Below are 12,940 nucleotides of genomic sequence, written 5' to 3'. Positions count from 1 at the left end.
CGGGAATACCCGCGGGGCGGACCGCGATTGAAACCTCCATCAGAGAGTTGACGTATCAACTCCTCTCCAGTGGAGGTTTCGATGCAAGCGATCGTGTTCGAGGAGTTCGGCGGTCCCGAGGTTCTGCAGACCCGGGAGATCGAGGAGCCACACGCAGGACCGGGCGAGGTCCGGGTCACGGTCCGGGCCGCCGGCGTGAACCCGGTGGATTTCAAGATCCGGCGGGGGTGGGTCCAGGCCGTGATGCCCACCACCTTCCCCGCGATCCCGGGGCTGGAGGTCGCCGGAGTCGTGGACGAAGTCGGCGACGGGGTGACTGAGTTCGTGGTCGGCGACGAGGTGGTCGGCTGGGCGAAGAGCGGCTCGTACGCCCAGTACGCGCTGGTCGGCGCCGTTGCCAACAAGCCGGCCGAAATTTCCTGGCAGCAGGCCGTCGCACTGCCGGTCGCCGGAGAGACAGCCGGGCGGGTCCTGCGCGAACTGGGCCTCAAAGAAGGCGAGACGCTGCTCCTCCACGGTGCGGCCGGTGGGGTCGGCGCGGTGGCAGTCCAGCTCGCGGTCGCACTGGGGGCGACCGTGGTCGGCACGGCCTCCGAGGCGAATCACGACTTCCTCCGCTCCCTCGGCGCGATCCCCGTCACCTACGGGGACGGCCTGGTCGAGCGGGTACGTGCCGCGGCGCCGCAGGGTGTGGACGCGGTGTTCGACGTCGCGGGCAAGGGTGCGCTGCCGGCCTCGATCGAGTTGCGCGGCGGCACCGACCGCATCATCACGATCGCGGACGCGGCCGCCCAGGAGTTCGGGGTGGCGTTCGCGGCCGGTGGCACGCGGCCCGAGGCGCAGAAGGCGGGGCTCACCGAACAGCTGCGCCTGGCGGCTGACGGCAAGCTGCGGTTGACCGTCGCCGAAACCTTCCCGCTCGCCGACGCCCCCAAAGCCCAGCAGCTCAGCGAAGAGGGCCACGTCCAGGGGAAGCTCGTCGTACTGCCGTAAATCCGTCGCCGCCGACGAAGGCCCGCACCTACAGTCGGCGGCATGACCCATGTACTCGCAGCTGTTGCGTGGCCGTATGCGAACGGACCCCGGCACGTTGGACACGTGTCGGGGTTCGGCGTTCCTTCGGACGTTTTCAGCCGGTACATGCGGATGGCAGGGCACGACGTACTGATGGTGTCGGGAACCGACGAACACGGTACGCCGATCGTGGTGCAGGCCGAGCGGGAAGGCGTCTCGCCGAAGGAACTCGCGGATCGCTACAACCGGATGATCGTCGAGGACCTGCAGGGCCTCGGCCTGTCGTACGACCTGTTCACCCGGACCACCACCCGCAACCACTACGCCGTCGCGCAAGACCTGTTCCGCACGATCCACCGCAACGGCTACCTGGTGACGAAGACCGCGATGGGCGCGATCTCCCCGTCGACGGGTCGGACGCTGCCGGACCGCTACATCGAAGGCACCTGCCCGATCTGCGGGTACGACGGCGCGCGGGGCGACCAGTGCGACAACTGCGGCAACCAGCTCGACGCGATCGAGCTCCGCAACCCGCGCAGCCGGATCAACGGGGAGGCCCCGGTCTTCGTCGAGACCGAGCACTTCTTCCTCGACCTGCCGGCGCTCGCCGATGCCCTCGGGTCGTGGCTGCAGACCCGGACGGACTGGCGGCCGAACGTGCTCAAGTTCGCCGCCAACCTGTTGGACGACGTGCGCCCGCGGGCGATGACGCGGGATATCGACTGGGGTATCCCGGTCCCGCTGCCGGGCTGGGAGGACAACCCGAACAAGCGCCTCTACGTCTGGTTCGACGCCGTCATCGGGTACCTCTCCGCCTCGATCGAATGGGCCCGGCGGAGCGGTGATCCGGACGCCTGGAAGGCCTGGTGGTGCGACCCGGCCGCGGAGTCGTACTACTTCATGGGCAAGGACAACATCACCTTCCACGCGCAGATCTGGCCGGCCGAGCTGCTCGCGTACGGCGGCCTGAACCTCCCGACGGAGGTGGTGAGCAGCGAGTACCTCACCGTGGACGGCCAGAAGTTCTCCTCGTCCCGCGCGCTGGTGATCTACGTCCGGGACGTGCTCGAGCAGTACGGCCCGGACGCGCTGAGGTACTTCGTCTCCGTAGCCGGTCCGGAGACCCAGGACACCGACTTCACCTGGGCCGAGTTCGTCCGCCGCAACAACGACGAGCTGGTCAGCACCTGGGGCAACCTGGTGAACCGGACCGCCTCGATGATCGCCAGGAACTTCGGCGCGATCCCGGCCGCCGGTCCCCTCGGTGACGCCGACCACCAGCTCCTCGCAGCCGGCCGGAGCGCCTTCGCCACGGTCGGGGACCACATCCAGCACCACCGACTGAAGCAGGCGATCGGTGCGGCAATGCGGACTGCCTCGCAGGCGAACCAGTACCTCTCCCAGCAGGCACCGTGGAAGGAGTCCGACCTGGAGCGCAGGGCAACCATCCTGCATGTCGCCGCGCAGGTAGTAGCCGACAGCAACAGATTGCTCGCGCCGTTCCTGCCGCACTCGGCCCAGCAGGTGCACGAGGCACTCGGCGGGACGGGCTCGTTCGGCGATCGGCCCGAGATTCGCGAGGTGGCGGACCTCGACGGCGGCCCCGGGTATCCGGTGATCACTGGCGACTACTCGCTGCGAACCACCTGGGCCTCGCGACCCGTAGTACCGGGGACCCGGGTGCCGGACCCGGCACCGATCTTTGCCAAGTTCGTTTGACGCCTTTCTACAAGCGGGTACCGGTGGGGGCGATCTAGTGTCGGGGCATCGAAGAGAGGAGTCGAAAGCGATGGCTGACCATGTGGCCACGGCGGAGACCGAGATCAGTGCCGCGCCGGCGCAGGTGTGGGACGTGCTGACCGATCCCGAGCAGGTCAAGAAGTTCATGTTCGGTGCGGACGTGAAGACCGACTGGCAAAAAGGCAGTCCGATCACCTGGCAGGGCGTGTACGAAGGCAAGGAGTACGAGGACAAGGGCGAGATCCTCGAGGTGGACCCCGGGCGAGTGCTCAAGATGACCCATTACAGCCCGCTGAGCGGGCAGCCCGACGTACCGGAGAACTACCACACGCTCACCTATGAACTCGCCGATCGCGGCACCACCACCCACCTTTCGCTGAGTCAGGACAACAACGCCAGCGAGGAGGAGGCTGAGCATTCCCGGGGCATGTGGGAGATGCTCGTCGGCGGTGTCAAGGAGGCTGCCGAGCGCGGCTGACCGATCGGCCCCCATGACCGTGCATTATTGACAGGTGACCGGCACGACGATGGTGGGTTCGGCTGTGCCCACCCGACCAGAACCCACTTCAACACGGCCGGCACCAGAGCTGGGGCTCGGGCTGGTCGGGTGGTGGTTGCTGGTCCCGATCACGGCCGTCCTGCTCCTGGCCTGGGCCGGCGACCCCGGCGGCGAGAGCATCCGGTTCTTCGCTACCTGGCTGTTGGCCGTGCTGCTCCCGGGCACCCTGTTGTGGCGGGTGCTGGCCGGTGGGCGGTCGGTGACGCAGGACCTCGGATTCGGCGCCGTCCTGGGGCTGGTCTGGCAACTGGCGACGTGGGCGATCTGTACGGCGATCGGCCTGCCGCTGCTGCAGTGGGCGGCTACCGTCCTGCTGGTACTGACCTTCATCCTCGTCCCTGGCCTCAGACCGCATTTCGGGTTGCGTGGCATCGCGCCCGCGCCGCCACGGTGGTGGCACGCGCTCCTGGTGACGAGTTTGCTGCTGGCGATCCTCCGGACCGTGGCGGTGCTGCTGCGAGCGATTCCGCTGCCTCCGGAGGCAGCGGCCCGCAACCAGGACATCTGGTACCAGCTCGGGCTCGTGCACATGCTGACGCACCACGTTCCGCCGCCTGACCCGGCGGCCCTCGGCGAACCGCTGATCTACCACTGGTTCGCCACCGCTTCGATGGCGAGCGGGTCGGTGATGTCAGACGTCGATCCGCCGCAGGTGCTGATGCATCAATGGCCGATCATCATGGTGATCACGCTCGTGCTGGCCGGCTGGGCGGCAGGCGAGGCTCTGAGCGAGCGTTCCTGGGTCGGCCCGATCGCGGGGGCCTTCGCGGGCGTCCTGCCCGGCGCTCTGCAGTTGGCTGTGACGCCCAAGGCCAACCTGGTGGGCTCGCAGTCGATCCAGTCGCCGACGGGGACGATGGCCGCCGTGGTGATGCTGGGTCTGGTCGGGCCGACCGTGCTGATCCTGCGGCGACAAGCCGGTCCAGGGGTCTGGGTCGCGATGGTCCTGCTGCTCGGGCTCGCGGCCGGCACCAAGCCGACGGTGTTGCCGATCATGCTGGCCGGGTGCGCGGTCGCGGGAGTGTTCAGCTGGTTCTCAGAGCGGCGTCCGCCCTGGCGATTGGCCGCCGTGACCGGTCTGTCCGCGGTCTTCCTGCTGGCGTCCTCCTTCGTGTTGATCGGCAGTGCCCAGGGGAGCCGGATCCAGTTCCTGGCGGCCCTGCGGGTGCTGCCGTACTACCGGGTCGTCACGGGCGACGCGTCGCTTCCGGCCAGCGGCGGTTGGACCCTGCCGTCGGTGGCTTCCGGTGACTCCAGGCTCATCCTGTTCGCCGCAGTCCTCCTCACCTGGTATCTGGTCACTCAGACGCCCAGATTGGTCGGCTTGTTCGGCCTGAGGATCGAACCCGTACGACGGGACCCGGCGTACTGGTGGATCGGTGGCTGTGTCGCGGCCGGAACCTGCCTCACCCTGGTCATCTCGCAACAGGGCTACTCGGAGTACTACTTCCTGAGCGCCATCCTCGCGCTCGGCACGGTCGGGACCGTTGCAGTCGGCGCCGAGCTTGGCCGCCGGGCGGATCTGCTGAGCGTGGTGATCGCCGGCTGGGCAGGCGTCCTGACGGCCAGCGCCTTGTACCTCTGGTGGCCGACGAACCAGGCGAACCGCACGGTGGCCGGGGCGATCGTAGGTCTGGTGGTGCCGTTCGCGATCCTGGCGGCCGTCGGGGCGGTGGTGATCCTGCTGATCAATCGCGCCCGCGGTGCCGCCATTTGCGTGCAGGTGATCGCGCTGACGATCGCGGCCGGGCTGCCCGCCCAACTGGTCTACAACGTCCAGGCCATCGGCGTCGCTGCGCAACCACGGTCCGCGCCGAACGAGGCCCAGCGGATCTACCTAACGCGGGACGAGCAGGCAGCGATGCTGTGGCTGCACGACCACAAGGCGGATGACGATGTTGCCGTCACCAACGTGTTCTGCATGCCGGCGAAGTACCGGCCGGGGTGTCCCGATGACGCGTTCTGGGTGTCGGGGTTGAGCGGAATACAGCAGTATCTCGGGGGGTGGGCGTACACACCGGCGAACCTGGGCGCGGTTGAGGCCGGGAAGAGCTTCCTGGCGCAGCCGTCGCCCTGGCCGGATCGGTTGCAGGACAGCCTGGATGCCGTTCAGCAGCCGACCCCGGAACTGCTGGCCCGGTTGAAGAACCAGGTCGGCGTGGACTGGATCGTGGCCGACCTGCGAGCGGGACCGGTGTCACCCGAGCTCGACAGACTCGCAGTACGGGCCTTCAGCAATTCCGACATGCGGATCTACCGACTGCGGTAAGTAGGCTGTGGTGCATGTCTACCGACGGTGTGGAGGTCGATCGCCCGACCCGGGAACGTGCTGCCATCGGCGAGGACGGGCGGTCGCGGGACCGTAGCCGGCCCGCCGTGCCGGACCCTTTGCCGATGAGCGTGGTCGACGCGCACTGCCATCTGGACATCGCCGACGGCGAGGACGGCAACTGGCTGGGTGCGGCCGAGGCGATCAAGCTGGCCGCATCGGTAGGCGTGACCCGGATCGTGCAGGTGGGTTGCGATCTGCCCGGCGCGCTCTGGGCCGTGGAGGCCGCCGAGCAGTACCCCAATCTGATCGCGGGCGTCGCCCTGCACCCCAATGAGGCGCCGAAGCTCAAGGCGGCCGGGGAGCTCGACACCGCGCTGGCGGAGATCGAGCGGCTCGCCACGAGTTCGGACAAGGTGCGCGTGGTGGGCGAGACGGGGCTGGACTACTTCCGCACCGGTGAGGACGGCCGGGCCGCGCAGCACGAGTCGTTCGCGGCTCACATCGAGTTGGCCAAGCGGCTGAACAAGACCCTGATGATCCACGACCGCGACGCGCACGACGACATCCTGGCCATCCTGGATCGCGAGGGGATGCCGGAGCGGGTGGTGATGCACTGCTTCTCCGGGGACACGGAGTTCGCTCGCAAGTGCGTCAATCGCGGCGCCTACCTGAGTTTCGCGGGGGTGGTCACCTTCAAGAACGCGCAGTCGTTGCGGGACGCGCTGGCGGTGACTCCGCTGGATCGCGTGCTGGTCGAGACGGACGCGCCGTACCTGACGCCGTCCCCGCACCGCGGTCAGCCGAACGCGTCGTACCTGATCCCGCACACGGTCCGGAAGATGGCCGGCGTCCTGAACATCTCGGTCGCCGAACTGTGCGAAGCCCTGTCCACCAACGCCGACAAGGCCTTCGGCGGCCCCTGGTAATGGAGTTCAGCGAGGTTGTCCGCCGGCGGCGAATGGTCCGGAACTACGACCCCGATCGGCCGGTGCCGGCCGAGATCCGGGAGCGCATCCTCCAGAACGGTCTTCGGGCGCCTTCGGGCGGGTTCACCCAGGGCTGGGCATTCCTGACCCTGGAGGGCGACGACCGGGAACGGTACTGGGCGATCGCGGCCGAATCTGTGGACGAGAAGTATGTGGAATGGGTCACAGGATTGCGCCGAGCTCCGCTGCTGATCTTCGCCTTCGCTCACAAGGACGCATACCTCGATCGGTACGCGGCGCCAGACAAGGGCCGGACCGACCGCGACGAGTCCCGCTGGGCCGCGCCGTACTGGTACATCGACACCGGGATGGCGGCCTTGTTGATGCTGCAGACAGTGGTCGACGAAGGCTTGGGAGCTTGCCTCTTCGGGCCTCCGGCGGACAAGGTCGACCGATTGAAGAAGGAGTTCGGGGTGCCCGTCGGGTTCGACCCGATCGGGGTGATCTCGGTCGGCTACCGGGCGCCTGACCGCCGCTCTCCGTCACTGAAAAGAGGGCGTCGCAGTACTGCGGAAGTGGTCCATCGGGGCCAGTGGGGTCAGCACGCTGAGTGATCGGGTCGTTACACCTATTTCGGCCAAATCGGCCAGGGGATTGGCACTTCCGGAACTTCTTCGTTACTGTCTCGTGATGTTGGCCGGGATCGGGGAAGGTTCCGGACAGCACGCCCCTCGGCGAAGACCGTGGTTTCCGGGCCCTGCAACCCGGCATTTGCGGCGTTCGCCTGTGCTGTCCCACCCCGTGCCCGGGTAGTCCTACCTGGGAGAATTAGTGCGCAAGTCCATCATCGCGGCCGTCGGTGCGACGGCTGTGCTCGCCGTCGTGGGCGGCTCCGTGGCCTACGCCAGTAAGAGCAAGACCGTGACTTTGTCCATCGACGGCCAGGCGCAGAAGGTTCACACCTTCGGCTCCACCGTGGCGGACGCATTGAAGGCGAAGCAGATCCAGGTCGGCGAGCGCGATCTGGTGGCTCCCGCCCCGGACGCGAAGCTCCAGGACGGCCAGGAGATCGCGGTCCAGTACGCCCGTCAGTTGACGGTCAACGCCGACGGCACCAGGAAGATCTTCTGGACCACTGCGAACAGGGTGAACCAGGCCCTCGCCGACCTGGGCCTGCGCTACGACGGAGCCTTCCTCTCCACCAGCCGCAGCGCCCCGATCGGGCGTCAGGGTCTGCTGCTCGAGGTCCGCACCCCGAAGACCGTCCAGTTCGTCCGGCAGGGACACGTCGCCCAGGTGAGGTCCATGGCGATGACCGTGGCCGAGGCGCTCAAGGGCGCCGGCGTCCAGTACGACGGCGACGACCGGATCACCCCCGTGACGGCGACCGCGCTGAAGCCGGGCGTCAACCGGATCACCATCGTCAAGGTCGACGTCAAGAAGGTCACCAAGGTCGAGCCGATCGCCTTCGCCAAGAAGGAGACCAAGTCGGCGACCATGGTCGAGGGTGACACCAAGACCGCGGCCAAGGGCACGGCCGGCTCGAAGTCGGTCAACTACGTCATGACCTACGTGGACGGCAAGCTCACCAGCACCAAGGTGGTCGCCACCAACGTGCTGACCAAGCCGGTCGACGAGCAGGTCCTGGTGGGCACGAAGCCGAAGCCCACCGCGCCGACCACCGACACCGCCCCGCCGTCCGGCAACACCGGCGCCTGGGACCGGATCGCGCAGTGCGAGTCGGGCGGCAACTGGGCGATCAACAGCGGCAACGGGTACTACGGTGGCCTGCAATTCGACCACGGCACCTGGGTGGCCTACGGTGGCGACGCCTACGCCAGCAACGCCAACCTTGCCTCCAAGGCGCAGCAGATCGCGATCGCGGAGAAGGTCAAGGCCGACCGCGGCGGTTACAGCGCCTGGCCGGTCTGCGGCCAGAAGGCCTGACACACTGACCTGTGTGACCAGCGCTGATTCCCCCACTTCCGCCGGACCGAGGCTTCTCGGTCCGGCGGAAGTGCGTTCACTGGCCGCGTCGCTCGGGCTTCGCCCGACCAAGCAGCGCGGCCAGAACTTCGTCATCGACCCGAATACCGTCCGCCGGATCGTCCGGACCGCGGAGCTGTCCGCCGCCGGCGAGAGCGTGCTCGAGGTCGGCCCGGGGCTGGGGTCGCTCACGCTCGCGCTGCTGGCCGAGGGGCACCGGGTCACCGCCGTCGAGATCGACCCGCTGCTGGCCGGGGCGTTACCCGGCACCATCGCTTCGTACGCGCCGAACCAGGCCGACAGGCTGATTGTCGTGCTCGCCGACGCGATGACTGTCCAGCTGTCCGAGATCGGCTCGCCTGAGGCTTGTGTGGCGAACCTGCCCTACAACGTCGCCGTGCCGGTCCTGCTGCACCTGCTGGCGATCGCGCCGTCACTGCGGCACGGCCTCGTCATGGTCCAGTCCGAGGTCGCCGACCGCCTCGCCGCTCCACCTGGCTCCCGCACGTACGGCGTACCGTCCGCCAAAGCCGCCTGGTACGCCGAGGTGCGCCGCGCCGGGCCGATCGGCCGGAACGTGTTCTGGCCGGCCCCGAACGTCGACTCCGGCCTGGTCGCCTTCGAGCGCCGCGAACCGCCCGCCACGCCAGCAACCCGCGAGGAGGTTTTCGCCGTGATCGAGGCCGCCTTCTCGCAGCGCCGCAAGACCGTCAGGTCCGCCCTGGCCCGCTGGATGCCCGACCGCGACCGCCTCGACGAGGTGCTGCAGAAGGCCGGCATCGACCCCACTCTGCGCGGCGAGATGCTCGGCATCGAAGAATTCGCCGCGATCGCCGGGGCGACCTACTAGGGTTTGCGCGTGCCACCTCAAGCCCAGGTCACGGTCCGGTCGCCGGCCAAGATCAATCTCGGTCTGTCCGTCGGTCCGCCGCGTCCGGACGGGTACCACCCGCTCGCCACGGTCTACCAGGCCGTCGCCCTCTACGACGACGTCACCGCGACCGTGCGGGACGACCTCGAGGTCACCGTCGAGGTGGTCGGCGACTTCGCCGTCGACGTACCGACCGACGACTCGAACCTCGCGGTCCGCGCGGCCCGGCTGCTACAGGCCGAGTTCGACGTCGAGGAAGGCGTCGACCTGACCATCCGCAAGACCATCCCGGTCGCAGGCGGCATGGCCGGCGGCTCCACGGACGCCGCCGCGACCCTGGTGGCGTGCAACCGGCTCTGGGGCCTGCAGTTGTCGCCTGCCGAACTGGAGCGGATCGCCACGGACCTCGGCAGCGACGTACCGTTCTGCCTGGTCGGCCACACAGCCCTAGGCCGTGGCCGAGGCGAGCAGGTCACCGAAGTGATGTCCCGGGGCACGTTCCACTGGGTCTTCGCCATCGCCGACGGCGGCCTCTCCACTCCCGCGGTCTTCAAGGAACTGGACCGCCAACGCCCGCTCCGCCGCGTCGAGGCGCCCGAGGTCCGGCCCGAGCTCTTGTCGGCTCTGCTCTCCGGTCAACCGGCCACGCTGGCGGTTGCTCTCAGCAACGATCTTCAGTCGGCAGCTTTGTCCCTCCGCCCGGAGTTGGCCTCAACCCTTCAGTTCGGCCTTGACCAAGGCGCCCTCGCGGCGATGATCTCCGGCTCCGGCCCCACCTGCCTCTTCCTAGCCGCCGACAGCCGCCGAGCCGTAGACCTCGCCGTAGAACTAGCCGAATCAGGCCTCTGCCGAATGGTCCGCCAAGCAGAAGGCCCAGTCCCCGGCGCCCGAATCCTCCCAGCCCCCATCAGCCGCTGACCTCCCGCCGTCTCGCCCTCTCAGCCCTCTCAGCCCTCTCGCCTCCGCGCCGCTCGCCCGCCGCTCGGACCCTTCCGGCATCAGCGGTACAGGGCTGGTCTGCGCTCCGCACCCTCGGCCTCTCCACGCGGCCCCGGGCTGCCACCTGCCAACTGGTTCCCGCCAACTGCCTCCTGCTGCCATCGCCCCTCGCCCCTAGCCGCCGCCTCCGGCTGCCACCGTCCGCGGGTTGCTGCTGTCTCGCTGACACCTGCCTCCTGCTGTCAGCAGCCATCGGGCCTGTCACCTGCGTCCAGCTGGTACGTGTAGCCGACGGCAGTCGCTTCCGGCTGCTACTTGCATCCGCCTGCCTAGCGTCTGGCTCCAAGACGTCCACATTGCGGCTCTCTTCCGCGCTGTCTCGCTCGCGGGCCCGGTCGGAGGGCGTGGTTGCTGTCGGTCCCGTAGCTCCCAACGGGACTTACGCGCCCCGGCCTGACTGATTACCTTGACTGGGACTTTGACGTATATCCGCTTTTCGAGTGAGGCGGGGTGTGATGTTTTCTCCTTGTGGATAAGGGTAAACGGGTCGGTTGCGGGTTTGCTGACGGTCCCTGGGCGGGCGTAGTGTCGAACACATGTTCGCAGGGGATGTGACCGAGTTGGGTGCGGCCGAGACGCTCGCCGCGACCCGCGACTGGCTCGCCCTGCAGGGCGAGTCCGAGATCAGGGTGCTTCAGCTGGCGCTGCGCTACGCCGACCTGCATCCGAGCCCGGCGAGGGTGCCCGACGACCAGCGGCTGCCGGGCGGCGAGCGTGGCGTTGTCTATGGGGGCGCGGGGTGTCCGGCGGTGGCGGAGTTCGCGGTCGCGGAGTTCGCCGCGGTGCTGGGGGTGACCTCCGAAACGGGCGGCAACTTCATCGGTCAGGCGCTCGCGTTGCGGCATCGGCTGCCGTTGACCTGGGCCCGGGTCGAGGCGGGTCAGGCGACGGGTTGGAAGGCGCGGCTGATCGCGACCGCGTGTCTGGGTCTGTCGGTCGAGGCGGCGGCGCTGGTCGATGCGCGGGTCGCGGGGGTGGTGGACTCGTTGAGCGCGCATCAGGTGAAGACGATCGTCAAGGCCGCGGTCTGGGATGCCGACCCGGCCGCGGCGCGGGCCGCGGCCGAGCAGAAGGCCCGGGAGCGGGGCGCCTGGCCGGGCCAGTCCGATCAGCACGGCACCACCACGCTGTTCGTGAAGGCCGCCAGTGGTGACGTGATCCGGTTCGACGCGACCCTGGGCCAGATCGCCGACGCGCTGGCCGCGTTGGGTGACCCTGACAGCCTGGATCAGCGTCGCGCCAAGGCGCTCGGGATCCTGGCCGACCCGGCCTTCGCCCACGAACTCCTCCAGGTCGCCCAATACCTCGCCACCCGCCACCACCCCACCACCGGTGACGACGGCACCGATGCGCCGGCTGCAACCGACGCCCCGACCGCCGCGGCCGACCCGGCCCGGGCAGGCGACACGGCCCGGGCAGACGACACGACCCGGGCAGGCGACTCGGCGCAGGCCGAGGCCGCACCGGGCGCAGCGACTTGTGAGGGATCCACGTCGGCCACCGACGCGGAGCTCACCCCGGCAGACCAGGCCCCGGCCACCGAGGACTTCGGGCCGCGCAGCGGCGCCGCGCCGGCGGGTAACCCTCCGACGACAATTGACGCCGAGCGGGCCGGCGACGCGCAGGCTGTCGAGGTGACCCGGGACGGACAGCCGGCTAGTGACTTGTTCCTCGCCGACGAGCCCGGCGCCGATACCGAGGCTGACCGGGATGCGCCGCACCCGTGCCACCCGGACCAGCCGCTGGACGCGGCCAGCCGGTACGGGCCCCGCACCGGCCGCGGCAGGGCCGAGCAGATCTTGTGGGGCATGGACGCCGCCGCACGCCACGACCTGGTCGCGAAACTCGCCGCGATCAAACGAGCCGCCGACACCGGTGGTGGTGGGCGTAGACCCGGGCGGATCAAGCTGTATGTCCACATCACCGACGAGACCCTGCTCGCCGGTGGAGGAACCGCGCGCGTCGAAGCCTTCGGGCCCGTGTTCGCGGCCAAACTGGCCGAACTGCTCGGCCACGACCGCATCACCGTCCAGCCGGTGATCGACCTGAACGACCACGTCAGCGTCAACGCCTACGAGATCCCGCACCGGATCCGGGAACGCGTCAAGCTGACCTACCCGGTCGAGCAGTTCCCCTACGGGACCGGGGAGACCACCACCAGCACCGACCTCGACCACGTCGTCCCCTTCGACCCGACCGGGCCACCGGGACAGACCAGCACCAGCAACCTCCGGCCGCTGCGACGCTTCAGCCACCGGGTCAAGACCCACGCCGACTGGACAGTCCGCGCCCTCGACGACCAGGCGCTGGAATGGACCACCAAACACGGCTTCAAGTTCCACGTCGACCACACCGGCACCCACCCCATCACCAACGACGACCAGCCCTGACAGCGAACACGGTCGGAGCGCGGTGGTCGATCTCGCTAGGACGTCCCATCGTCGCGGTTCTAGCGCTGGCCGCATGACGAGGTCCTTCCGCATGCGGACGACGGTGCGAGCTGTTCGGGTCAGCTGACCGCCCAGCCCGTGAACGCAAGATCATCACGGGATCACTATCGGCGTAGGCCTGTG

Annotated in this window: 10 protein-coding genes; all 10 read left to right on the top strand. The window is 68.8% G+C overall.

Translation table 11 applies throughout. From position 1 onward, the window contains the following. Positions 1 to 81: 81 nt before the first annotated feature. The 10 genes from ABD210_RS08895 (at position 82) to ABD210_RS08850 (ending at position 12,757) form a co-directional block, all read left to right on the top strand. On the top strand, positions 82 to 993 hold the full coding sequence (locus ABD210_RS08895) for an NADP-dependent oxidoreductase (protein WP_344110492.1): 912 nt from the start codon (positions 82 to 84) through the stop codon (positions 991 to 993). 42 nt (positions 994 to 1,035) lie between these two features. Beyond that, positions 1,036 to 2,733 carry a methionine--tRNA ligase gene (metG, locus tag ABD210_RS08890; protein ID WP_344110491.1) on the top strand — a complete coding sequence of 566 codons (1,698 nt, stop codon included), beginning with the start codon at positions 1,036 to 1,038 and terminating at the stop codon, positions 2,731 to 2,733. Positions 2,734 to 2,803: 70 nt separating this feature from the next. Further along, positions 2,804 to 3,232 carry an SRPBCC domain-containing protein gene (locus ABD210_RS08885; protein ID WP_344110490.1) on the top strand — a complete coding sequence of 143 codons (429 nt, stop codon included), beginning with the start codon at positions 2,804 to 2,806 and terminating at the stop codon, positions 3,230 to 3,232. A gap of 34 nt (positions 3,233 to 3,266) precedes the next feature. Then, positions 3,267 to 5,582: a hypothetical protein gene (locus tag ABD210_RS08880; protein ID WP_344110489.1), complete on the top strand. Its 2,316-nt coding sequence runs from the start codon at positions 3,267 to 3,269 to the stop codon at positions 5,580 to 5,582. A gap of 14 nt (positions 5,583 to 5,596) precedes the next feature. Next, the gene (locus ABD210_RS08875) at positions 5,597 to 6,511 is read left to right on the top strand and encodes a TatD family hydrolase (protein ID WP_344110488.1); all 915 of its coding nucleotides are present in this window, start codon (positions 5,597 to 5,599) and stop codon (positions 6,509 to 6,511) included. After that, positions 6,511 to 7,125 carry a nitroreductase family protein gene (locus tag ABD210_RS08870; RefSeq protein WP_344110487.1) on the top strand — a complete coding sequence of 205 codons (615 nt, stop codon included), beginning with the start codon at positions 6,511 to 6,513 and terminating at the stop codon, positions 7,123 to 7,125. The genes ABD210_RS08875 and ABD210_RS08870 overlap by 1 nt, the downstream gene beginning before the upstream one ends. A gap of 217 nt (positions 7,126 to 7,342) precedes the next feature. Then, positions 7,343 to 8,458: a resuscitation-promoting factor gene (locus tag ABD210_RS08865; protein WP_344110486.1), complete on the top strand. Its 1,116-nt coding sequence runs from the start codon at positions 7,343 to 7,345 to the stop codon at positions 8,456 to 8,458. Positions 8,459 to 8,471: 13 nt separating this feature from the next. Then, complete coding sequence (rsmA, locus tag ABD210_RS08860) at positions 8,472 to 9,347, top strand: 16S rRNA (adenine(1518)-N(6)/adenine(1519)-N(6))-dimethyltransferase RsmA (RefSeq protein ID WP_344110485.1); 876 nt, start codon at positions 8,472 to 8,474, stop codon at positions 9,345 to 9,347. Positions 9,348 to 9,350: 3 nt separating this feature from the next. Continuing rightward, positions 9,351 to 10,286: a 4-(cytidine 5'-diphospho)-2-C-methyl-D-erythritol kinase gene (locus ABD210_RS08855; RefSeq protein WP_344110484.1), complete on the top strand. Its 936-nt coding sequence runs from the start codon at positions 9,351 to 9,353 to the stop codon at positions 10,284 to 10,286. 617 nt (positions 10,287 to 10,903) lie between these two features. Next, positions 10,904 to 12,757, top strand: coding sequence for a hypothetical protein (locus tag ABD210_RS08850; protein WP_344110483.1), 1,854 nt, complete (start codon positions 10,904 to 10,906; stop codon positions 12,755 to 12,757). Positions 12,758 to 12,940: the final 183 nt, after the last annotated feature.

Source organism: Kribbella alba, from assembly GCF_039529635.1.
Lineage (GTDB): Bacteria > Actinomycetota > Actinomycetes > Propionibacteriales > Kribbellaceae > Kribbella > Kribbella alba.
Note: the sequence above shows the minus strand (reverse complement) of the source record. Positions and strands in the feature narration are given on the sequence as shown.